The following is a 23,147-nucleotide window of genomic DNA, read 5'->3' on the forward strand; positions in this document are numbered from 1 at the left end:
GTGCAACCCAAGTCTTCTGCTTTGTGTTTCTTTTTGCCTGCAGTGGATTGGAACTTTCGCTTGCGTATACCTATACCTGAATCTGCCCAGATGGCAGGTATACCTGTATCACCAAAATAGCCGTACTGGAGTAAATGCTAGTCAAGACAAGAGGCATCGTGCTGAACTACATCAAGTTCCGCGAGACATCCATCATCACCAAGGTATACACGGAGCAGCTGGGGGTGCAGTCGTACATCATCAACAGTGTGCGCAAGAAAACCCCGGGCTCTCGCATTGCGCTGTTCCAGCCCTTCATGCTGCTGGACATGGTGGTGTATACCTCCCATAAAGGCGGCCTCACGCGCATATCCGAGTACAAGAGCGCCCATCCTTTCTCCTCCATACCTTTCGACATCCGGAAGAGCAGCATTTTGTTGTTTCTGTCGGAGATGGTGTCGCGCACCATTAAAGAGGAGGAGGAGAACCCGCAGCTGTTCCATTTCCTTTACAATGCTATTATAGAGTTTGACGAGCAGCAGGAGCATTTCGAGAACTTCCACTTGGTGTTCCTGCTGCACCTGAGCCACCACCTGGGCTTTGGCCCGAGCAATGGCGCCGAAATCATTGAGCAGGTGGCCTTTTCAGCCAACGCGCAGTCCAACACCGGGGCGCCGCCTGTGCTGGCGCTGCAGGCCTATGAGGTATACTTCCACCAGCTGCTGCGCACACCTGGACAAACGACTATACCCAACGGCAAGGTGCGCCGCGAGATGCTCTCTATCCTCATTCGGTACTACCAGCTGCACGTGGAGCGACTCGGCGAGATTAAGTCACTGGCTGTCTTGTCAGAAGTACTGAGCTGATAAACCAGGAAGGGCGATGTCAGTTACATCGCCCTTCCTGGTTTATTTAATTAATAACCGTGTGTTACCTTCATAGAAGAAGCTTTATCTCTCCACGAACTAAACGTGCTTATTTTGTAATCAGCTAGATTAGTATTTCCTCCTGACCATCCAGGATAACCAGTTAAAATAAACTGTTTGCCACCATAATAGGAATGTTCATACAGCTGTATTCTGATATAGTTAGTTCCATCCGCACATTCATCACATTTATTATCTACATGAAGCGAAGATATAGCATCATTGAAATTGGTATTATTAATTGATATAAGTTCTGGATATTCTATATTGTTTAGATAGGTAGGGTGCTGTACATAATAAAATTTTAAATAAGGACCGTTCAAATCATAATTACTATTAGCAAAAACCATAGCATGTCTATATGCAATCAAAGGAGGGGTTGGTGCTGGTGGCGTAGTATACATGTTAGAAACAGAAGTATAACTCAAGCTACCGTCCGAATTCATTTTTAGGTTTCTCTTGTTAATCGTTTTATCATATTCGGTATAGCTATCAAATAGATAAACCGTAGATGTGTCACTTATATCTACGTAAGTGACAAGTGTAGGAATATTGAATGCGGCTTCTATATCCTTTGTAGCGGTTCCTTCTACAAATTCAGGCACTCCATTTTTAATTTTCGATTTAAGGATAGAAAACTTGCCTTTGTAGTAGTAATTTTTTTCAATAATGCCTTTCGTATTACTAGAGATACTAGATTTTTGTAAATCTAAAGTGTTGGCTTCAGGATTTACTTCATCACCATCACCACAAGAAAGCAAGGGAGTAAATAATAAGAAAAGTGCGATTTTTTTGTAAATAGTTTTCATGCTTTTTAATTTGAATTGGTTTAAGTTGTCCGTAATATATTCAAAAAACATTATATAACATTTTTTTTAATGAAAGAAGATGTAAAAGCTTCTTATGAAGAAATGTGCAGTTTGAAATGTTCAAGAATTAGCTACACTTGCTAGCTTTAATAAAAATATAATTAATTTAACTTAATGATTGCTAAAAAAGTGAAACAGGAAGGGGGATGTCACTGACATCCCCCTTCCTGTTTGCTCTAGAACCTGTAATGCCTATTTAGCACTCAGCACCTTGATTTCAAATATAAGCACGGAGTTCGGAGGTATAGAGCCCTTTCCGTAGTACCCATAGGCCAAGTAAGAAGGTATAAACAGGAAGGCCTCCTCCCCTGCACGCATCAACTGCATCCCTTCATCCCATCCTTGAATTACCTCTAATGGAATTGCTCCTACTTTGAACACAATAGGGTTAGCTCTGGAATAGGAGTTGTCAAAGGTAACCTTGTTCACAAACTTACCGATGTAATGCACCGTGACCTGCTGGCCCACCTTTATAAGGTCACCTTGCCCGGGCGTGGTGGTCAGGTGGTACAGGCCGCTGTTGGTCCTTTGCACCGCCGTGGTGTCCACGTTGTTGTCCCGGAAGTACTTCCGTATCACTTTCTCATCCGTCCGCTTCTGCTCTTCCATCTGCTCCGGCGTCTGGTAGTACGGGTTTTCGAACTCCTGCTCCTTGCAGGCTGACAAAGAAGCCAGGATGGCGAAGAAGAACATCGCCTTCGCTAACAGGCCGGGCAGGTGCTGGGTTTTGCTAATCAGGTTCATGGGAATCGAAATAGGTTATGCGGTATTAGTTTTTGATGTCTACAAGCTCCACGTCGAAACGCAGGATAGAGTTGGCCGGCATCTGCTCGCCACGCGCTTGCTCGCCGTAAGCCAGCGGAGAAGGTACAAGCAGGATGGCCTTGCTGCCTTCGTTCAGTTGTGCGATGCCATCATCCCAGCCCGGAATCACCTGGCCCTGGCCAAGCGGGAAAGTGAATGGTTGGCCGCCGTTCATCGGGTTGTCGTAAGACGACTCCAGTTGCTTGCCATCCAGGAAAGACAGCTTGTAGTGTACCGATACATTGTCGCCGGCTTTTGCTTTAGGGCCTTTGCCTGCCTCTGTTACTACGTAATACACACCTGCGTCGGTCTTCTGTACGTTCTTCAGGTTGTTGGCTTTGATGTACTCCTGAATTTTGGCATCGTCCACCTTCATCTGCTCAGCGGAACGGGCCTGCTGCGCTACCATCTGCTCTTCAAACATCTTCTGCTGGTCGGCGATGGCGGCCTCCTTCGACTGGATTTTCTCAGCTTTGAGGTAGAACGTCAGGTGCGAGCCTTCTTTGATGAACGGAGGGCGTGGCTGGTTGAACGTCTTGGAGAACAAAGAGTCCGCGTTGATTTTGAACACGCCGCTGTCGCCTGCGCGCAGCATGGTCAGGGCGTCCTCGAGGCTGCCTTTGAAGGTAGGCTCCATCACTGGAATCATGATAGGCTGCTTCTGCTCACGGGAGTCGAACAGCACAGAGTCCTCGGCGGTGCGGTAGGACATGTGCATGGTCACCACCTGGTCCAGGCGGGCGCCGCTTGTGTCTGTGGCGCTAACCTCGCCTCTGTTCTCGTACTCGCCTTTGTCGTTCTGTTCGTAGATTTTATAGGAAAGGCCATCAGCCGTAGTATAAAATTCGTCGTTGTTGCCTTTGTTACACGATTGTAAGGCCAGGGCTCCTGCCAGTACCGGCAGCAAAAATTTGGTTTTAGATAGCATGGATTATTGGTTGATAAAGTCTTTTATTTCTTAATGGAGGCATTCAGTGAGTCTTTGTATTGGGGCAGTAGGCTCTCAAACTTGGCCACGGTGTTCTCCAGCGTGTCAATTGACATGCCGCCCGCCGCATTGCGATGGCCGCCTCCGTTGAAGTGCGCTCGCGCGAAGTCATTTACAGAGAAATCGCCCACAGACCGGAATGACATCTTCACCGCTTGGGAGCGGTCAATGATAACGGCTGCAAACACGATGCCTTCAATGGATAGCGCAAAGTTCACGAGTCCTTCCGTGTCACCAGTTTTGGAGTCGTAGGCCTTCAAATCCTCTGCTGAGATGGCGATGTAGGCTGTCCGGTACTCGTGGCGCACCACCAGCCTGTCCTTCAAGGCAAAACCCAGAAAGCGCAGGCGCAGTTCCGAGGAGCTGTCGTAAATGAGGCGGTGTATGTTGGACGTGTTCACCCCAATGTGGAGCAGGTCCGCAATAATCAGGTGCACGTTTTTGGAGGTGCTTGGGTGGCGGAAAGAGCCGGTGTCGGTCATAATGCCCGCATAAAGGCACTCGCCTATACCTGTGTCAATCTTGTCGCCATCGCCCATGGCCTTGATGATATCATACACGAGCTCTGCCGTGGCGGCCGCCTGGGGGTTTGAGAAGTTCAGGTCAGCGAAGGCCTCTGGCTGCAGGTGGTGGTCGATGAGCACTTTGGTGCCCTTTGCTTCGCGGATGTAGTCGCCCATCTCGTTGATGCGGGACAGGCTGGAAAAATCAAGACAGAAAATCACCTGCGACTCCCCTACGATGCGGCGCACGAGGGCGTCGTTCTTTTCAGAATAGACCAGCACCTCTTCGTTGCCCTCCATCCAGGCCAAGAAGCTGGGGTAGTCGGATGGGGTGATGACGGTAACGCGGTGGCCCAGCTTTTTAAGATAACCCGCCAGACCCAGCGACGAGCCGAGGGCATCGGCGTCTGGTTTGTGATGCGTGGTGATCATCACCTCTTTAGGTTCTCTCAGTAGCTCTTTGAGAGCATTGATGTCGTACATACTGCTTGTATAAATCCGCTGATTGATAGGGATATAAGGCGCGAATTTCTGAAGAAATAACTTCTAAAGCAATAAAATGGCAGAATTAGAGCGTCCTGTGCAGGTATGGCTGTGGTTGTGCACGGCCCAGGTATGGCGGAGTCTGGGGCGGTTTTATAAATTAATGAAGAAACTATGGGCCAAGTGCTGCTATAATTAAGCTAAATGCGCTAATTTTGCACCTTCAAAACGAAACATACAACTATAACTGAATAGACATGGCTGGAAACATCACATTTACCATGATTAAACCGGATGCGGTAGCAGACAACAACATCGGCGGCATCACCAAAATGATAGAGGAGGGTGGCTTCCGCATCGTGGCGATGAAGAAGACAAGACTGACGGAGGAGCGTGCCGGCAAGTTCTACGAGGTGCACAAGGAGCGTCCTTTCTACGGCGACCTGGTAAGCTATATGTCGTCTGGCCCTATCGTAGCCATGATTCTGGAGAAGAACAACGCAGTAGAGGATTTCCGCAAGCTGATTGGCGCGACTAACCCAGCCCAGGCTGAGGAAGGCACCATCCGTAAGGTATACGCCAAGTCCATCGAGGCAAACGCCGTGCACGGTTCTGACTCTGACGAGAACGCGCAAATCGAAGGCGACTTCTTCTTCTCGGCTGACGAGCGTTTCTAAGCTGCCAAAGCGTACTTATTGATTGAAAAAGCCCGCCGGACGGTTATGTCTGGTGGGCTTTTTTCATGGCGCTACTTTGGGTGGAGGGTAAGCCCGCTATACTTTCTATTGGTCACATTGGCGTACCAAAACAGCAACGGCAGACCTCGAAAGAGGTCTGCCGTTGCTGTTTTGGGTCTATTATCTTTTAGGTTCTCGGAATCACAAACCGCTGGCCCGGACGGATGAGGTCTGGGTTTTCGCCGATGGTCTGCTTGTTCGCTTCATAAATCTTCTTCCAAGCGTTGGCATCCCCGTAGTGCTTCTTGGCTATCTTCGATAGCGAATCGCCACTTTGCACAGTATACACATCCTGGTTAGCATTAGGGTCTGTTACCTGTTTCTCGTCCTTGTTGGTGAAGAATGAGTGGTCGGCAGACTGGCCCGGAGTCTTGTTTACTTGGTGCTGAGAGCCTTTTGCCGGCTCCTCCTGCCCCTTCTTGAAAAAATCACGCAATCCCATATCTCTTGTATTTTAGTCAAACTTCTGTTTTTCAGGCTGGCGGTAAAATTGCCTGTTGCTTAAGTAGATACGCCGATGGATGCAGTTAGTTGTGATTCAGCCTACGGCAAGGCAAAGGCGGCATCCAATTTCAACTTTAGTTTTGCTTTACCCGTAATCATTCACACCCAGTGTACAACTTCTGGCAATGGGGCATTACGATGTCAAACTAAAACTATGAATAAAATGGATTTGAATTTCAAGAACATGAAGGCCTCCTGGACCTTTGTGATGGCTATGCTGCTGATGGTGGTAATGGCCAGCTGCGGCGGCGAAGAAAAGGCAGGCACCGAAACCATGCTTTCAGGTGGCAGCAGCAAAACCTGGAAAGCTGAAAAGGAAACCACTGCCACCGGTGAGAAAGACAAACTGACAGACGCTGAGGAGGACGAAACAATGCAGTTCTACTCCGATGGCCGCTTTGCCATGGGCGGTGGAGGTTCTCTGCAGACTGGCACCTGGGCCTACGACCAGGCCGGCAAGCGCCTTTCGCTCACTTTCCAAGACCAGGCTAATGCCGAAGTCTTCCAGGTAGAAAAACTCACAGAGAAAGAAATGACCTTGGTAGCCGGTGATGGCTCTAAGATGGAGCTGAAGGCTGAGTAATCGCAAGAAAGAACAAATAAGCAAAAAGAGCTGGCCAAGTGGCCGGCTCTTTTTGCTTTCAGGTATGGCAGCTGCTCGGCTATACCTTCACCAGCCTGCGGAGCGAAAGCAAGCCCAGTGCCGGACCTATGAAAAGCAGCGCAAACACATAGGGCATCGGCAGCAGCGGGAGCAGGAAACCAGTTATTTGTATGCTGACTACCGTGATGGCGAAGCCAATGGATACTACGACCGTGAGCGCGGTGCCTACCAAGTGAGCAGGCGCTGTTTTGGCCGTCAGCGCCGAGAACTGGGGTGAGTCACCGGCCGCTACCATACCCCAGAACAGCAGAAAGGCAACCAACAGCAGCGGCGCATCCGCCTGAAAGACCAACAGGGAAAGGATGCAGCACAACCCGGAAAGCAGGAGTTGTAGAAACGCCACGCGGGCGCTCCCCCATACCTGCGACAGGTAGCCACCCCCTATACAGCCCACCGCACCTGCCGCTATCACCGCAAACGCATAGAGCGAAACCTGTTCTGCCGGGAGGTCAGGGGCAGCCGTGGCCAGGATAAGCGGGGTGAAGGCCCATAAGGTATACAGCTCCCACATATGACCGAAGTACCCCAAGGCAGCGGCCTGGAAGTCCTTGTTCCGGAAAGCCTGCCACATATTGCCTACTCTGAAAGTGGCACCCCGGCTCATGAACGGACCATCAGGCACCAGCAGGTATAGCAGCACGCCGCCCAGCGCCGCCAGCAGACTCACAGCCAGCAACACCTGTTGCCAGGGCAGCGAAGCACCCAGTCCGCGAAGCAGGTGTGGAAAAGCTGTGCCCAACACTAAAGCCCCTACCAGGTAGCCAATGGCTTTGCCAAGCCGTGTGCTGTACCAACTAGCCGCTATTTTCATGCCCACCGGATAGATGCCTGCCAGCAGAAAACCAGTCAGCGCACGGAGCGTCAGCACAGCCGCCAGGCTATCGGCCACCAGCAGCACAAGCGCGTTGGCTCCGGCACCCAGTAAGGCACATAGCATGAACAGCAGTCGGGGCGAAAGTCTGTCCGTCAGCGACAGAAAAGCGAACACCAAAGTGCCTGTGATGAAACCCAACTGCACCGACGATGTCAGCAGCGCCAGCGCACCCTCCTGCAATTGCAACGACTGCCGGAGCTCTGGCAGTACCGCGTTCCCCGCAAACCAAAGCGAGGTTCCCGCAAACTGCGAGAACACCAGAATCGGCAAGACGCGGAGCGGCGGATGGGCTATGGTGGGTTGGGTCATAGGCGCAGGTATGCTGGGTTTCTTTATACCTTAGCCGTAAATCGTCTCTGCGAATTTCTCCAGCGCCTTGCGTGTTTCGTACATCCGCTCAAACATGCCCATGTGCCCCGTCTGACCCAGGAAATAGACCATGCTGTTGTTGGGTAGGTGACACTGTTCGAGCGCCTTGTCCAGGGGCACGGCACCGTCCTCTTTGCCGAAGATGAAGAGCACCGGGAACTTCGCCGTCTCCAATACCTGTGTTCTGTCTGGTCTGTCGCGCATGGCAGCCAAGCCTTTTGTCACACTCTTTTGGGGGGTGGCCATTCCTATCTTTTTCATCAGCGCAATTTCTTCCTGCAGCCGGTCACGGTTCTCGCTGTAGAAAAGCGGTTCTATAAATGACTGCATGAACTTCTCCACCCCGTGCTTCTCCACAAACTCGATGGTCTTGTTGCGGTTGTCTTTCTTTTCTTCGGTGTCGGGAAGGGCAGAGGAGTGGAAGAGGCAGAGGCCACTGAGCAGACTGCTGTACTTCTCCGCGAAGGCCATGCCCACATATCCCCCCATGGAATGCCCTATTAAGATGCATTTTTTTACACCAAGCTGCTCCAACTGCTGTTGCACATAGTCGGCCATGCCTTCCATGCTGTAGTCGCTGACGCCAGAGGTGTTATTACCGAAGCCGGGCAGGTCCAGCGCAATGGTCCTGAACTTCTGCTGCAGTGGCTTGATGAAGTCAGTCCATACCTCTGTGCTTTCGCAGAAGCCGTGCAGGAAGACCAGCGTGTCCCCGGAGCCGGCGTCGGTATGGGTAGTGAGGTTTGCCATAATTTTAGGTTGTGGTGATGGTTCGTAAAGATAAGGAAATGTCAGTATCGGGGTTTGCTACTCTAGTAAGCTTTGCTGGGATTGCGCCTTTTTGAGTTATTGATTTTACAGATGTTGCTGCACTTTGCTTCGTGGCTTCCCCCTTTACTCTATGCCCGCTGAGTAGTTCCATAGCATGCCCTGGCCGGGCGGACCTCACTTTTTGTCTTGACACAAAAAGTAAGCAAAAAGGTCAAGACGCTCCAAACTCGCTGACCGCTCGGACAGTGGAGCGCCATAAAGTGCACCTGGCCGATACCGCTGCCCTGTCGCCGCGGCTGTAAGTATGTCTTGCTATACCTGCCATAACTGTTCTAGCGCCTGCGGTTCTTGTACCCTTTCCCATCATTCCCATACACGTTCTGTCATTCCGACGAAAGGAGGAATCTGTTACCCTGCCTGCCGCCGGTCAAGCGCAGCGGGAACCGGCGGTGAGACATGCCGGGTGGTCTGCACCTGGCATTTTATATTGTACCCCCATCGCCGCCCTACTGGCCGCATCTGCGCTGGCGCTGGATGTGCGGCCAGTAGGGCGTGAGATTCCTCCTTTCGTCAGAATGACAGTAACGGTTAATAGGATGCGAGCGAGGAATCCTGGCTTTGGAGGGACAGGCGTGATTGGACCAGAAACTACTGACCCTGCAAGCAAAAAGCCTCACAGCTTCCGAAGAAACCGTGAGGCTTTGTAGAACCTTGTGGAGAACTAAACCTTCACCGACACACCGACCATCTCTCTGACAGTTTTCTCGATGGCAGCTGGGTCATAACCAGCGTCGCGGTGGAGTTCCAGTTGTGAACCATGCTCGAAGATTTGGTCCGGCATGCCGAGGCGTTTCACTTGGCAGGTATAGCCGTTGTCGACCATGAACTCCAGCACCGCGCTTCCGAAACCGCCCTGCAGACAGCCATCTTCCACGGTAATCACTTTGTGGTACTTCTGGAAAACGTGGTGCAGCAGCTCCTCATCTAGCGGCTTGCAATAGCGCATATCATAGTGGCCCGGGTTGATGCCGTCGTAGCTCAGCTTCTGACACACGTCCACAGCATAGTTGCCGATGTGGCCGAAAGTCAGAATAGCCACTTCTTCGCCCTCCTGAATGGTGCGGCCTTTGCCAATCGGCTGCAGCTCCAGCGGGGTGCGCCAGTTCGGCATAACGCCTTCGCCACGCGGGTAGCGGATGGTAAACGGACCTGCGCCTTCCTGGGAGGCGGTATACATCATGTTGCGGAGCTCCTGCTCGTTCATGGGGGCGGCTACCACCATGTTCGGGATGCAGCGCATGTAAGCGATGTCATAAGCGCCATGGTGCGTTGGGCCATCGGCACCGGCAAAACCGGCTCTGTCAAGGCAGAACACCACGTGCAGGTTCTGAAGGCACACATCGTGCACCACCTGATCATAGCCGCGCTGCATGAACGTGCTGTAGATGTTGCAGAAAGGAACCATGCCCTGCGTGGCCAGGCCAGCGGAGAAAGTCACCGCATGCTGCTCGGCTATACCTACGTCAAAGGCGCGGTCTGGCATGGCTTTCATCATGATGTTGAGCGAGCAGCCCGAAGGCATGGCAGGCGTCACACCCATGATTTTCTCGTTCTGCTCGGCCAGCTCCACAATGGTATGGCCGAACACATCCTGGTATTTCGGAGGCTGCGGTTTCTCGTGGTGCGTCTTGTAGATTTCGCCCGTGATTTTATCGAACAGACCCGGCGCGTGCCACTTTGTCTGGTCTTTTTCAGCAAGGGCAAAGCCTTTGCCCTTGGTGGTGAGTACGTGCAGGATTTTCGGTCCAGGTATATGCTTGAGGTCCTCCATCACTGATACTAGGTGGTGGATGTCGTGTCCGTCAATCGGGCCGAAGTAGCGGAAGTTCAGGCCTTCAAACAAATTGCTCTGCTTGGAAAGGGTGGACTTGATACCGCTCTCTATCTTGGAGGCAATGTGCTGGGCATTCGGTCCAAACTTGCTTATTTTGCCTAACACGTTCCACAACTCATCGCGCAGCTTATTATAGGTGCGGGAGGTGGTGATGTCGGTCAGGTATTCTTTGAGAGCGCCCACATTCGGGTCGATGCTCATGCAATTGTCGTTGAGCACCACCAGCAGGTTGGCGTTGGTGGCCCCGGCGTGGTTCAGTGCCTCAAAGGCCATGCCGCCCGTCAGGGCGCCGTCACCAATCACCGCGATATGTTGGCGGTCCGCCTCATTCTTGTACTGGGAGGCAACAGCCATACCCAGGGCCGCCGAGATGGAGGTGCTGGAGTGGCCTACGCCGAAGGTATCGTACTTGCTTTCTTTGCGTTTCGGGAAGCCGGAGAGGCCGCCATACTTGCGGTTGGTATGGAAATTGTCGCGCCGGCCGGTCAGTATCTTGTGTCCGTAAGCCTGGTGGCCTACATCCCATACCAGCTGGTCATACGGTGTGTTGAACACATAATGCAGCGCGGTAGTCAGTTCTACCACACCCAGGCTGGCCCCAAAGTGACCGCCGTGGATGGATACCACATCGATGATGTATTGCCTGAGCTCCTGGCATACCTGCAGCAGTTGCTCCTCCTTCAGTGCTCTCAGGTCGGCAGGCGTGTCAATGGAGGCAAGCAGCTCTCCGGGTTTGATGATCATAGAAATGTCTTTATAGACTTCCAACAAATTTTTCCGGCGAAAGTTTGCAAAGCGCAAAATACAGCCCGCCGGACAAAACGTAAAGGTAATAAATTTCAGAACACAAGCTGCCTTTCTCTCTCTAAACCTGCCATTGCAACCAACGGGGAGCAGGATACCTTGTTTTGTAAGTCGTTAGGAATCAGTGCAAATTGCATTGCACGGAACTTAAGCGGAAGGTCTCCTCTTGATAATGCTAAACTTATACAGCTGTGAGTTTATTTTGTTCGGATTCAAAGGCCTTACCGTCCTGTAACCTGAGCGACAGGGCTTCTATTTCATCCGAATAAATCTGTATTTTTGTAAACGTGTAGCGCCAAGCGCATTAACCTAAGGCCAGAGAAGTGAGTTTCGAAATAAAATTACCGTTGTTTGAGGGGCCGTTCGACCTGTTGCTCTTCTTTATAGAGCGTGATGAGCTGGACATCCACGACATTCCCATTTTCCAGATTACGAATGAGTTCATGGGCTACCTGCGCGAGCTGGAGAGCCTGAACATAGAGGTGGCCAGCGACTTCATCCTGACGGCCGCCACGCTCATGCGCATCAAGGCCAAAATGCTGCTGCCCCGCACCGAGAAGGACGAGCAGGGCAACGAGATAGACCCGCGGCAGGAGCTGGTGCAGCACCTGCTGGAGTACAAGAAGTACAAGGGCGTGCTCGGCGACCTGGGGCAGATGGAGGATACACGGCTGGCGCAGGAGAACCGTGGCAACATCAACGAGGAGCTGCAGCAGATTGCCAACGCCAACCACTTTGAGTTTGAGCTGCAGGATTTGAGCCTCTACAAGCTCATGCGCGTGTTCGACAAGGTGATGCACCGCTACGAGGAGGAGCAGAGCCGGCCCAAGCACACCGTCTATACCTATCCGTATACCATTGAGGACCAGCGTGACTACATCCTGCGCATCATACAGGAGCGGAATCAGGTGGCCTTCTCCGACATCATCTCCGCCTTCCCCGACAAGATTGGCATGATATTCAACTTCCTGGCCATTCTGGACATGCTGCAGCTCAACCTGATAGGGATAGAAGTGGGCGAAGGCTTTAACGATTTCACCATCACGGTGGCCGAAGGGCAGGCTGCGCAGGTCACGCAGCTGATTCTGGAGTAGGCACTTAACCCTCTAAAATTGTCAAAAAGCCTAACTGTTTTCCCGAAGTTGCCGAATAGTTAAGTAGTTTTGTGCAACAGCACGAAGGAGCATCCGCCGAGGAGCTAGTTTAAATAGTCTGCATGGACCAAAACAAGAAGACCATACTGAAGAGCTTTAGTCCTGTCAAGATTCTGATTCCGGTGTTACTGGGCTTGGGGGCGACTGCATGGCTGTTCATCAAAGACGACAAGCTCAGCGATTTAAAAGGTATAGTCGAGGCGAACTGGTGGTGGCTGGCCGCCGCGCTGTTGGTACTCGTTATCCGCGACTTCGGCTACATGTACCGCATCCGCCACCTCACCGACAAGTTTCTGACCTGGCGCAACAGCCTGGACGTCATTATGCTCTGGGAATTCGCCTCTGCCGTAACGCCTTCGGTGGTAGGAGGCACCACCGTCGCAACCATCATCCTGAACAAAGAAGGCATACCCCTGGGTAAGTCGTTGGCCTACGTGATGCTCACGGCCGTGCTCGACAACATGTTCTTTATTGTGGCGGCTCCCATCGCGCTGCTGGCCACCCAAGGCGAAGTCTTCCCGGACTTCGGGCTCTCCTCCTCCGATGCCTCTGCCCTGAAAATGGCTTTCTACATCAGCTACTCGCTCATCGCCGTCTATACCTTCATCATGATTTATGCTTTGTTTGTGCGGCCCCGTGCCTTCAAATGGATTATGCTGAAGTTGACCTCCTGGAAGCTGCTGCGCAAGTGGCGCCTGGATGCGTTCCAGCATGGCAATGAGATTGTGTGGGCATCGCAGCAGCTCCGCGGCAAGGATTTCAATTATTGGGCCCGGGCCATCCTGTCCACCATCTTTGTGTGGAGCGCCCGCTATTTCCTGCTCAACTGCCTGATTGCCGCCTTCACGGACGTGACGCTGGGCGAGCACCTGCTCATCGTTTCCCGCAACCTCATTTTCTGGATTGTGATGCTGGTGGCTATCACGCCAGGCGGCGCAGGTATAGTGGAGATGGCTTTCCCGAGTTTCTTCGGCTTGTTTCTGGGTCGCTTCAGCAACATCGTGGTGGTGCTCTTCCGCCTGATTACTTATTATCCCTACCTGGTGCTGGGCTCCATCTTCCTGCCCCGCTGGATTGCCAAGGTGTTCGGACGGCAGGAGGTAGAAGATGAGGTGACGGTATAGCTCCCATGTAGGCGTTGGATTTTAGAACGATATGAAACTGTAAGCATAGAAAGAGGCGGCACAAGGGAGATTCTGGTGCCGCTTTTTTGTTGTAGTCATAGTGGGCCATAGCCTTTCGGAAGGAAAAACTCTGGAGGAGCATAAGCCGAGATTGAACTAAAGGTATAGCATCATGAAAGCCATAGTGATAGGAGGCGGAATAGGGGGCCTGTGTGCGGCCCTGGCGCTGCAGAAAGCAGGTATAGATACCACGGTGTTTGAGGCTGCCCCCAAATTCAAGGGGCTGGGAGCCGGTGTGGGCCTGGCTGCCAACGCCATGCAGGGGCTCGACCGCTTGGGGGTGATGCACGATGTGGTGGCGCGGGGCAAGCAGCTCGACGCGCTGGTTATCTTTGACGAGCACGGCTACGAAATCAGCAACATGGATACCCGCCGCCTGAGCAACAAGTATGGCATCAACAACTTTGTGATACACCGCGCCGACTTGCATGAGGTGCTGCTGAGCCACCTGAAGCCCGACACGGTAGTGCTGGGCAAGCGCTGCGAAAATGTGGAGCAGCAGGGCGAGCAGGTGCAGGTGATGTTCACCGACGGCAGCCAGGCCACTGCCGACCTGCTCATTGCGGCCGATGGCATCAGCTCAGTGGTGCGCCAGCAACTGGTGCCGCAGAGTGTGCCGCGCTACGCCGGCTATACCTGCTGGCGCGCCGTCATCGACAACCCCGGCGTGAAAATCAACGACATGATATCGGCGGAAACCTGGGCGCCGCAGGGCCGGGTAGGTATGGCCCCTCTGCAGGGAGATAAAATCTACTGGTATGCCTGCATCAACGCGCCGCAGCGGGATGAGAAGATGAAGCGGATGACGCCCGAGAAGCTGGCCCGCCATTTTGAAGAAGTCCATTCTCCCATAGAGATGGTGCTGGCCTCCACCGCCCCGGAGCAGCTCATCTGGAACGATATAGCCGACCTGAAGCCGCTCAAGCGCTTTGTGTATGGGCGCGTGGTGCTGCTAGGCGATGCCGCCCACGCCACTACACCCAACATGGGCCAGGGAGCCTGCCAGGCCATAGAGGATGCTGTGGTGCTGGCGCAGTGCCTGCAGCAGGAGCCGGTGTTGGCGAAAGCCTTGCGGAAGTATGAAAAGCGCCGCAAAGGCCGCACCGCCAAAGTGATAGAGCTATCGCGGATGCTGGGGCGCGTGGCACACTGGCGGAATCCGTTGCTGGGCCGCCTCCGCAACACCCTCTTCCGGGCCATGCCCCGCTTCGTGACGCAGCGGCAGATGGAGGACTTGTATAAGGTGGATTTCTAGGTGTAAAGTGGGGTTATTGAACGGGTTCTGAGCGAAGTAATTTCCAGTAAATCACTTCATCGTCCCGGATGATTTCTTCCATACCCAGCTTCTGGAGTATGCGGGCAGATGGCGCATTCTCGAGCAGGCAGTTTGCCGTGACGGCCTTCACCTCGGGCTGCCGGAACGCCCATTCCACCAGTGCTCTCGCTGTCTCCAGGGCGTAGCCCCTCTGTTGCTCCTGCTCAATAATGGAGTAGCCAATGTCCACTGCGCCTTCGGCATTGGGCGGTCCTTTGAAACCCGCATCGCCTATGACGGTGGCATTCTGCCGCAGCACAATCATCCACGATTCAAAACCAGTGGGTTCCGGCACCAGCTCCAGCCTCTTGATGATGCGGGGCAGCGTATCCATGCTTTCTTGGTCGGGCCAGAAGCGGGTGGGTTGCAGGCCAATCTGAGTAAGTATAGCGGTGTTGAAGGCATAAAGCGCACGGGCGACATCCAGGGTGAAAGGGATAAGGGCTAGTCTGTCGGTATGGATGGGGTGGATAGGCATCTATGTTGTATAATCTGCTGCTAGTTGTTCAGGTAAAGTTAGTTGTTCGCCGCTGTTGCTGTTGCCTCTGCTACTTGCGGATTGCAAGTCTGAAGGAGAGGGGGGTAGCACTTTGGATTACACCTAATCTTTAAACTTGTTAAAGTAAGATAGGTCAACTTCATAAACCACTTTAGGCTTCAGGCCGAGCTCTACCTTTTCAAACATCTTGATAAGTTTCTGACCATCCACAAGCTCTATTTGTGGTGCCCCATCCCGGTTTGCCTCCTTGATTGCTTCAGTTGTAAAAGTACCTGTTGTCATAATTATACCCTTTTCCGCCCTGCCAATCATAGCATTTCTGAAGTCGCCAACCTGTGCTCGTGATACAGAGCCTTTATACCTTTTGCATTGGAAAAGCACTTTGAAACTCACGAAGGGGTTAATTTCTAATACGCCTTGTCCATCAATGCCTCCATCATGTGAGCCACCTTTGACTTCAACATTTTCAAAGCCATGCTCACGGAGAAGTTCTTTGCATACCTTCTCAAATCCGGAGGGTGATATGTTTTGAAGAACCTCAAGTAGGTTTGCCTCGGCACTTATGTCTACTTCTTCAGGTGACTGTTCTTCCTGCTCCGAGATTACGTCTGCTTTATTTTTGTTTTTTCTCGCCTTTTGGTTAATCTCAACCCACTTCAAGAATAACTGACGGCTTTGCTCATAATTCAAGTGGGTGCTTCTTCCTTTTTCGGTTAGCTTCCATGTTCCTCTAACTGAAGAATCAAGAAGACCTTCCCAAGTAAGGTATTGGCGAGCCCATGCTACTTGGTTATGAAATCTATTCGTGCCAGATTTGAGGGTTTCATCTAAAACAGAATCATCGAGTTTAAGCGTTTCCGCTATTTTGTTAGATACTTCTTGTGGCTTGCCAGAATACCCTAGTTCACGAAGAGCATCTAATAACGGACCAAACCAACGTATAAATTCAGCCTGCTTTTTAGGCTTTTCTTTTTTTATTTCGGATTCCGATTTTGTCAAGGTGCTCATGTCTGTTTATACTGTATATAAATAGAGCGTAATTTAATTATTTGTAACTCATAATCATCCGGCTTTTTCAGGAAGTATGGACAATGGGAATAAAAAAGGGAGCCCTCAGGAGCTCCCTTTCTATTTATAAGTAGATCAAGTTATAGAAGTTCTACACCAACCCCTCCTTCACCAGGTACTCCGCAATTTGCACGGCATTGGTGGCGGCGCCCTTGCGCAGGTTGTCGGCTACAATCCACATATTCAACGTTCGGGGTTGAGTTTCGTCCAGGCGGATGCGGCCAACCAGCACCTCGTCTTTGCCGTGGGCGTCTTTTGGCATCGGGTATTGTAGGTTCTTCACGTCGTCCACCACTTTCACGCCTTCCGTTTCGTTCAGGATGCGGTATACCTCGTCCAGCGTGAAGTCCTTCTCAAACTCCACGTTCACCGACTCGGAGTGTCCACCCATCACGGGTATACGCACCGCCGTGGCCGTTACCCGGATGGAGTCGTCGCCCATGATTTTCTTGGTTTCCAGAATCATCTTCATCTCCTCCTTGGTGTAGCCGTTGTCCTGGAACACGTCGATGTGCGGCAGCACGTTCAGGTCGATGGGGTAGGGGTAGGCCTTCTCGCCGTCCTTGCCGGCGCGCTCGTTCATGAGCTGCTCCACCGCCTTCACGCCCGTGCCTGTCACCGACTGGTAGGTGCTCACCACGATGCGCTTCGCCTGCAGCTCCTCGTGCAGCTTGTTCAGGGCCACCACCATCTGGATGGTCGAGCAGTTCGGGTTGGCGATGATTTTATCTTCTTTGGTCAGTTCCTTGGCGTTGATTTCCGGCACCACCAGCTTTTTGCCAGGGTCCATGCGCCAGGCCGAGGAGTTATCCACTACCACCGTACCTACTTCGGCGAACTTTGGCGCCCACTCTGTGGAGGTGCTGCCGCCGGCCGAGAAAATGGCGATGTGCGGGGCAGCCGCAATCGCGTCCTGCATCCCGATGACCTTTATCTGTTTACCCTTAAACTCCATCTGTTTTCCAACAGACTTCTCAGAAGCTACCAACAACAGTTCCGTTACCGGGAAGTCACGCTCCGCCAGCACTTTCAAAATCTCGCCGCCCACCAGTCCGGTGGCGCCTACTACTGCTACTTTCATTTTGTTTAAGGTATGTAAATTGATTTGTTCGCTGCTCAGAAGGTCGACTGGCTGCTGGTTTCTGCCAACGGCTACTTGTCGCTTATCCAGACCTGGTTTCTAAAACGGATGAAGCAACTTGTGTCCTTTATCTGTTCCGTAATCCTCCGATTCTCCAGCTATACCTGCCCGACTTTCTGACTCCCATAACTAACCTCTTGGGCTCCCGTAAAAGTTCTAAATTTTTACAAAAAGGCAATTTGTCCCGTGGCTTCAGAGGCCAGATGTGGCATGGGCGTGCCCTTTCGCTGCGCGAGCAGGTCGGGCTTTCGCCTGTACTCCTCGCCCTCACGGGCTGCGGGGTGCCGGCTCAATCCCTCACGCGGGCGCAATTACGTAAGTTTTCATCACAATTTCTGCGCATGAAACAAACTTTACTTCGTGCTATCATACTTACTATCCAGACATTACAGACAGGCGGCGGTACGCTCAGAAGCGCCCTGTTAGGACTGCTGTTGCTCCTGCCATACCTGGCCACGGCGCAGCTGCAGGAAGACTTCTCCGATGGCGACTTCACCCAAAACCCCACCTGGACGGGCGATGCCAGCGGCTTCACCGTGAATCCGCAGAACCAACTCCAAAGCAACGGCCCCGCCGTGACAGGCACCACGCTGCAGCTGGCCACACCCTCGCAGGCGGTGGTGGGCACGGTATGGGAGTTCTGGGCGAACCTGCGGCTGGCGACTTCCTCCGGCAATTCCACCGATATCTTTTTGATAGCCGACAAAGAAGACCTGAAGGCGGCGGATGTGAACGGCTACTTCGTGCGCATCGGCGGCACAGCGGATGAGGTGAGCCTGTTTCGGAAGGATGCTGGCAAGAGCCCGGCATACCTGATTAACGGGGAAGACGGGACTGTTGGTACTTCCAACAACACCGTGCGTGTGCGGGTGACCCGGAGCACCCATTATGAATGGCAACTGGAGGTTGACTTCACCGGAACGGGAGAAAACTACCAAAGCCAGGGCACTGCCACCGATGCCACCCACAAGCGCTCCGCCTACTTCGGGGTGCTAGTCAGGTATAGCTCCGCCAACAGCCGCAACTTCTATTTTGATGATTTCCGCATCACCGACACTCAGCCACCTGTGCTAGAGAGCGCACAGCTGCTGAGCGCGCAGTCGCTGGAGCTGCGCTTCAACGAGCCAGTAGGAGAGGAGCTGGCGCAGGACATTGCCAGCTATACCTTGAACGGGAATACAAAACCGACTCAGGCCGAGTTGACAGAAGCCGGTACCGTCCGTTTGCAGTTTGCCCAACCCTTCCGAAACGGAACCAACACGATTGCTGTCACAGGTATAGCCGACCTGTATGGCAATGCGCTGGAGGCACCCACGGAATTGACTGTCTCCTTTGAGTTGCCCGCTGCTTTGCCAGGGTACAACGAACTGCTCATCACAGAGATTATGGCGCGGGAAACGCCGGCCATCGGGCTGCCGGCGGTGGAGTACATCGAGTTGTACAACCCCACGCAGCGGGTGCTCACGCTGCAGGGTATCCGCTACTCCGACGCCACCTCCACGGCTACGCTGCCCAACGTGCAGCTGCAGCCGGGCGAGTATGCCGTGGTAGTGCCCAATACGCAGGTCAGCCAGTTCACCCCATTTGGCCGCGCCATTGGCATCAGCAACTTCCCGAGTTTGAACAACACCGGCGAGGTGCTGCAGCTGCGGCAGCCCAATGGTCGCCTGATATACGCCCTGAACTACAATGACACCTGGTACCGCGACAATACCAAACGCAATGGCGGCTGGAGCCTGGAAATGATTGACCTCACCAATCCCTGCGCCGGCGCCGAAAACTGGACTGCCTCTGCTGACCCGCGCGGTGGAACGCCTGCCCAGGCTAATTCGGTGGCCGCCTCTATACCTGACAACACGCCACCGGTGCTGCTTAATGTGACTGCCGTGGCTCCTGACCGGCTGCAGCTTCGCTTCAACGAACGGCTGGACAGTGCACAGGCGGCAGCGGCGCAGTATACCCTGAGTCCAGGTATAGGTATAGCCAGCGTACAGGTGCTGGGGCCGCTGTTTGAGCAGGTGACGCTGCAACTGGCTGGGCCCCTGCAGGAACGGCAGCGCTATACTTTGTCCGCCGCCGGCATCCGCGACTGCGCCGGCAGCCTGAGCCAGCAACCGCTGACCGCTACTTTCGCACTGCCTTCGGCTCCCGAGCCTGGCAATGTGGTCATCAACGAGGTGCTGTTCAACCCCAGGCCGGGCGGCGTGGATTTCGTGGAGCTGGTCAACCGCAGCGACAAGTACATCAACCTGCAGGGCTGGCAGCTGGCCAATGTCAGCAACGACAGTGTTACCAGTGGGCGGGTGATATCCAGCAGTCATGTGCTGGAGCCGGGGCAGTACGTGGTGCTCACCACCCACCCCGAGAACATCAAAACCAATTATCCTGCTGCCCGCGAGGAGACTTTTCTGCAGATGGCATCCTTACCCTCTTATCCGGATGCGGCTGGTTCCGTGGTGGTGCTGCAACCCGATGGCCGCACCGCTGACCGGTTCGACTACGACGAACGCATGCATTTCAACCTGATAGACGATAAGAACGGCCTTTCGCTGGAGCGGATACGGCTGGAGGGGCCAACCACTGCCGCCAACTTCCATTCGGCGGCCACCACGGTCTTTGCCACGCCGGGCTATCCGAACTCGCAGTCGCAGGCAGGGATAGCCGCGCAGCGGATGTTCACAATCAACCCCCAGGTGTTCTCACCGGACGGCGACGGCTACGAGGATTTCACCACCATCAACTACAGTACCGACCAAACCGGCTTCGTCGCCAACATCACTATCTTCGATGCGCAGGGGCGCGAGGTGCGGAAACTGGTTCGCAATGAGCTACTTGCTGCTAACGGCTTCTTCCGGTGGGATGGGCTCAGGCATGACGGCACCAAAGCCGCCATCGGGTACTACTTGCTTTACATCGAGCTGTTCGACCTGGATGGGCAGAAAAGTGTGCACAAGGAGCGGGTGGTGATTGGAGGCAGCCTCTAAATATGTCAACATAACGGAGAAGCATTAACTGTTGCTAATGTAGTTAGATGGAGGCTAAAAATGTTAGTAACTTTTGTGGATAAGCTGTGTTATCCACAAACCCACCTTGAGAACCACTATTCTTCCCGTAAAAAATACCTGCACTTCCCCATCCTAAATTCAAGTACAATCCTGTAACTTGCGCGGCTTTTTACTGTGCTATAGCACGTCATTCTCAATTGTTTATACTTCGGTGGAAGAAATCGTTTACCTGTGCTTTTTCGCTTTTCTGGCGGGCTTTATTGATTCGGTGGTAGGAGGGGGAGGGCTCATCCAGTTGCCTGCGCTTTTGATTTTCCTGCCGGGGGTGCCGCTGCCCACTTTGTTTGGCACGGGCAAGTTTGCAGGTATAGCCGGCACCACTGCGGCCATGTTCCGTTACGTGCGGACCGTCAAAATCAATTACCTGGCCATCCTGCCGGCCGCTGTCACAGCTTTTGTGTTCTCTTTTCTGGGAGCTAGGGCGCTGAGTCACCTCGACGCCAACCTGCTCAAGCCGCTCATCCTGCTGCTGCTCATCCTGGTAGCCATCTATACCTTCATTCGGAAAGACTTTGGCTCGCTGCATGCGCCCAAACTGACTGACACAAAGGAGAAGCTGTACGGTCTGCTCATCGGAGCGGCTATCGGCTTTTACGACGGGTTCTTCGGGCCGGGCACGGGCAGTTTCCTCATCTTTATCTTCATCGGGATTTTCGGTTTCAATTTCCTGGCGGCCTCTGCGGCGGCCAAAGTGGTGAACGTAGCCACCAACCTCTCGGCGCTGCTCTACTTCATCTGGAAAGGGCATGTGCTCTACGAAGTGGCTATACCTATGGCCCTGTGCAGCATCATCGGTTCACAGCTCGGTACCCGCACCGCCCTGAAGCGCGGCACCGGTTTCGTGCGGGCGCTGTTCCTGGTGGTGGTGACAGGCATCATCCTCAAGTTCGCCTACGACACCTACGGCACAGTCGGTCAGGATTTTGCCCGGTTGAGCTCCACCGTGCTGGAGTGGGCGGGGCGGAAAGGGTAGCTTCTCATTGTCATTCCTCCTGTTGTAGGGTGACAATACGTGCAGAAAAGCCCCGCTTCGAAATGGGCAGGGAATATCAGTCGTTCCGATTCTCCGTTAGCGCAAGCTGGTGTTCTGATTAAAAATGCCTCCTACTCCCGCTGCATGTTTCCCGCTGACCAGTATAACTGTGCTTTGACTTTGGCGTACTTGCTGCGCAGGCTATAGAGCTTTATCTGCGACTCCAGCAGCTTCTGCTCACGGGAGTTGATGAGGAAAAGCGAACTCTCGCCGCTCTGGAACTTGACTACCTCGCCAGCCTGCAAGGTACGGGCATTCACCACCATCTGCTCCTGCAGGGCTATCTGCTCCTCCAAGGCCAGCCACTCGCTGTACACCATCTGCACGGTGTTTTCTATTTCGCGTACAGCATGCGACTGTTGCAGCACCACGTCCTGCTGCTTGAGTTTAGTGAGCTGCAGCTTGCCTCTTTCCTGGCGCAGGAACAGCGGCTGGCTGAAGCTCACGCCGAGCCGGTAGTTGTTGCGCATGTATGGGCCCCGGAGAGCCTCTTCGTTGAGGTAGAAATCGCGCTGCAGCAGGTTGTACTCCAGGTTGAGTTTGGGCTTGAGCTTATCGGCAGCATAACGGCGCTCCACCTCCAACTGCTGTCCTTTCAGGTCGAGCTTGATGAGGTCGGGGTGGTTGGCTTTGGCCTGTGCCAGCAGAGCCTGCAGGTCGCCGGGGCTGAGCGGGTTCAGCTCTGTGCCAGCCGAGGAAGGTATAGCAGAGGCAGGCAGCGTGAGCGGCTGGCTATCTTCTCCCCACAGGTGCATTTCCAGGCGCAGCTTACTGTTGTTGTACTGCTGCAGCGCCTGACTGAGGAGCACCCGCCGGTTCAGGGCCTCAGTACGGGCCTCCACAGTGTCAATAGCGGCCAGGTCGCCCAAGCGGGCGCGCTCGTTCACGGCCTTGGTCCTGATTTCGGCCAGTTCCAGCGCCTCCTGGTATACCTGCACCTCGTTGTAGTAGTATAGCCAGTCCCAGTAGTCCTTCGCGACTTCGAGCAGCAGCTTGTTCACCAGCTTCAGGCGATTGGCCTCGGCCATGCGGGGCAGCAGCTGCGCCTGCCGGATGGTGGCCCTGCGCGCGTCCGTGAAAAGCCCTTGTCCCAAGGGTATGGAGATGCCGGCATAGCTCAGGCCCCTGTCGGGCGTGGCCCTTTCCGGGTTCAAGTAATCGCCCTGGTTGCGGTCGTAGCCTGCCACCAGCTCCGGGCCGAACCAGAGGGGAATGCGCAAGCTGCTCTCCCAATAGCGGTAATAGTCTTTGCCGGTGTACTGCTTCTCGCCATACTTGCTGCTCAGCACCGGGTCAAAGCCGCCGCGGGCCATGCGCAACTCCTGCTCCGCCTGCTGCGCCAGCAGTGCCGCCTGCGCTGCGAGGGGGTGGTGAGTGAGCACCTGGCGGTATAGTTCGTGCATGGTCAGCACCTCAACCGAGTCCTGTGGCTGGGCAACAGCGGGCGGCGCTATACCTGCCGAGGCCACCAGCCATGTGACGAGCAGTGCCAGTATTTGTCTGTATTGTAAGGCCATCT

At 53.7% G+C, this 23,147-nt stretch carries 20 protein-coding genes; 8 read left to right on the forward strand and 12 right to left on the reverse strand.

Annotation, left to right across the window (positions count from 1 at the left end):
- Nucleotides 1-134: 134 nt before the first annotated feature.
- A complete protein-coding gene (gene recO, locus B051_RS0103230) occupies nucleotides 135-845 on the forward strand; it encodes a DNA repair protein RecO (protein WP_018476742.1) in 711 nt (236 codons plus the stop codon).
- A 50-nt stretch (nucleotides 846-895) separates the two neighbouring features.
- On the opposite strand, the gene B051_RS0103235 is transcribed toward recO, so the two are convergent.
- The 4 genes from B051_RS0103235 to B051_RS0103250 form a co-directional block, all read right to left on the reverse strand.
- Nucleotides 896-1,714 (reverse strand): hypothetical protein, encoded by an 819-nt coding sequence (locus B051_RS0103235; protein ID WP_157578483.1) that lies wholly within the window; start codon nucleotides 1,712-1,714, stop codon nucleotides 896-898.
- A gap of 252 nt (nucleotides 1,715-1,966) precedes the next feature.
- On the reverse strand, nucleotides 1,967-2,518 hold the full coding sequence (locus B051_RS0103240; protein WP_018476744.1) for an FKBP-type peptidyl-prolyl cis-trans isomerase: 552 nt from the start codon (nucleotides 2,516-2,518) through the stop codon (nucleotides 1,967-1,969).
- Between the two features lie 25 nt (nucleotides 2,519-2,543).
- Nucleotides 2,544-3,506 (reverse strand): FKBP-type peptidyl-prolyl cis-trans isomerase, encoded by a 963-nt coding sequence (locus B051_RS21895; RefSeq protein WP_018476745.1) that lies wholly within the window; start codon nucleotides 3,504-3,506, stop codon nucleotides 2,544-2,546.
- A 23-nt stretch (nucleotides 3,507-3,529) separates the two neighbouring features.
- Nucleotides 3,530-4,552 carry a DHH family phosphoesterase gene (locus B051_RS0103250; RefSeq protein WP_018476746.1) on the reverse strand — a complete coding sequence of 341 codons (1,023 nt, stop codon included), beginning with the start codon at nucleotides 4,550-4,552 and terminating at the stop codon, nucleotides 3,530-3,532.
- 257 nt (nucleotides 4,553-4,809) lie between these two features.
- Between B051_RS0103250 and B051_RS0103255 the strand changes: the two genes are divergently transcribed.
- The gene (locus B051_RS0103255) at nucleotides 4,810-5,229 is read left to right on the forward strand and encodes a nucleoside-diphosphate kinase (protein ID WP_018476747.1); all 420 of its coding nucleotides are present in this window, start codon (nucleotides 4,810-4,812) and stop codon (nucleotides 5,227-5,229) included.
- A 187-nt stretch (nucleotides 5,230-5,416) separates the two neighbouring features.
- Here B051_RS0103255 and B051_RS0103260 read toward each other — a convergent pair whose 3' ends face one another.
- A complete protein-coding gene (locus B051_RS0103260) occupies nucleotides 5,417-5,731 on the reverse strand; it encodes a LysM peptidoglycan-binding domain-containing protein (RefSeq protein ID WP_018476748.1) in 315 nt (104 codons plus the stop codon).
- A 225-nt stretch (nucleotides 5,732-5,956) separates the two neighbouring features.
- Between B051_RS0103260 and B051_RS0103265 the strand changes: the two genes are divergently transcribed.
- Nucleotides 5,957-6,376, forward strand: a complete 420-nt coding sequence (locus B051_RS0103265; RefSeq protein ID WP_245539567.1) for a hypothetical protein — start codon at nucleotides 5,957-5,959, stop codon at nucleotides 6,374-6,376.
- 79 nt (nucleotides 6,377-6,455) lie between these two features.
- On the opposite strand, the gene B051_RS0103270 is transcribed toward B051_RS0103265, so the two are convergent.
- The 3 genes from B051_RS0103270 to dxs all read right to left on the reverse strand — a co-directional run bounded on the left by B051_RS0103270 (nucleotide 6,456) and on the right by dxs (nucleotide 11,109).
- Nucleotides 6,456-7,640 (reverse strand): MFS transporter, encoded by a 1,185-nt coding sequence (locus tag B051_RS0103270; RefSeq protein ID WP_018476750.1) that lies wholly within the window; start codon nucleotides 7,638-7,640, stop codon nucleotides 6,456-6,458.
- Nucleotides 7,641-7,670: 30 nt separating this feature from the next.
- Entirely contained in the window at nucleotides 7,671-8,450 is a 780-nt protein-coding gene (locus tag B051_RS0103275; RefSeq protein ID WP_018476751.1) for an alpha/beta fold hydrolase, read from the reverse strand.
- A 742-nt stretch (nucleotides 8,451-9,192) separates the two neighbouring features.
- The gene (dxs, locus tag B051_RS0103280) at nucleotides 9,193-11,109 is read right to left on the reverse strand and encodes a 1-deoxy-D-xylulose-5-phosphate synthase (RefSeq protein WP_018476752.1); all 1,917 of its coding nucleotides are present in this window, start codon (nucleotides 11,107-11,109) and stop codon (nucleotides 9,193-9,195) included.
- Nucleotides 11,110-11,492: 383 nt separating this feature from the next.
- On the opposite strand from dxs, the gene B051_RS0103285 reads away from it, so the two are divergent.
- From B051_RS0103285 to B051_RS0103295, 3 genes are all read left to right on the forward strand, one after another.
- Nucleotides 11,493-12,263 carry a segregation and condensation protein A gene (locus B051_RS0103285; RefSeq protein WP_026236158.1) on the forward strand — a complete coding sequence of 257 codons (771 nt, stop codon included), beginning with the start codon at nucleotides 11,493-11,495 and terminating at the stop codon, nucleotides 12,261-12,263.
- Between the two features lie 122 nt (nucleotides 12,264-12,385).
- Nucleotides 12,386-13,447, forward strand: coding sequence for a lysylphosphatidylglycerol synthase transmembrane domain-containing protein (locus B051_RS0103290; RefSeq protein WP_018476754.1), 1,062 nt, complete (start codon nucleotides 12,386-12,388; stop codon nucleotides 13,445-13,447).
- A 172-nt stretch (nucleotides 13,448-13,619) separates the two neighbouring features.
- A complete protein-coding gene (locus B051_RS0103295; RefSeq protein WP_018476755.1) occupies nucleotides 13,620-14,762 on the forward strand; it encodes an FAD-dependent monooxygenase in 1,143 nt (380 codons plus the stop codon).
- 13 nt (nucleotides 14,763-14,775) lie between these two features.
- Here the strand turns inward: B051_RS0103295 and B051_RS0103300 are convergent, their stop codons facing one another.
- From B051_RS0103300 to B051_RS0103310, 3 genes are all read right to left on the reverse strand, one after another.
- Nucleotides 14,776-15,300 (reverse strand): GNAT family N-acetyltransferase, encoded by a 525-nt coding sequence (locus B051_RS0103300; RefSeq protein ID WP_018476756.1) that lies wholly within the window; start codon nucleotides 15,298-15,300, stop codon nucleotides 14,776-14,778.
- A gap of 123 nt (nucleotides 15,301-15,423) precedes the next feature.
- The gene (locus tag B051_RS0103305) at nucleotides 15,424-16,329 is read right to left on the reverse strand and encodes a restriction endonuclease (RefSeq protein WP_018476757.1); all 906 of its coding nucleotides are present in this window, start codon (nucleotides 16,327-16,329) and stop codon (nucleotides 15,424-15,426) included.
- Nucleotides 16,330-16,480: 151 nt separating this feature from the next.
- Nucleotides 16,481-17,470, reverse strand: coding sequence for an aspartate-semialdehyde dehydrogenase (locus B051_RS0103310; protein ID WP_018476758.1), 990 nt, complete (start codon nucleotides 17,468-17,470; stop codon nucleotides 16,481-16,483).
- Nucleotides 17,471-17,871: 401 nt separating this feature from the next.
- On the opposite strand from B051_RS0103310, the gene B051_RS0103315 reads away from it, so the two are divergent.
- Together B051_RS0103315 and B051_RS0103320 are read left to right on the forward strand one after the other, a co-directional pair.
- Complete coding sequence (locus B051_RS0103315) at nucleotides 17,872-20,514, forward strand: lamin tail domain-containing protein (RefSeq protein WP_018476759.1); 2,643 nt, start codon at nucleotides 17,872-17,874, stop codon at nucleotides 20,512-20,514.
- A gap of 232 nt (nucleotides 20,515-20,746) precedes the next feature.
- A complete protein-coding gene (locus B051_RS0103320; protein ID WP_018476760.1) occupies nucleotides 20,747-21,568 on the forward strand; it encodes a sulfite exporter TauE/SafE family protein in 822 nt (273 codons plus the stop codon).
- Between the two features lie 131 nt (nucleotides 21,569-21,699).
- Here the strand turns inward: B051_RS0103320 and B051_RS0103325 are convergent, their stop codons facing one another.
- Nucleotides 21,700-23,145, reverse strand: a complete 1,446-nt coding sequence (locus B051_RS0103325) for a TolC family protein (RefSeq protein WP_018476761.1) — start codon at nucleotides 23,143-23,145, stop codon at nucleotides 21,700-21,702.
- Nucleotides 23,146-23,147 lie beyond the last annotated feature (2 nt).

Origin of the sequence: Pontibacter roseus DSM 17521 (genome assembly GCF_000373265.1) — a bacterium.
Taxonomy (GTDB): Bacteria; Bacteroidota; Bacteroidia; order Cytophagales; family Hymenobacteraceae; genus Pontibacter; species Pontibacter roseus.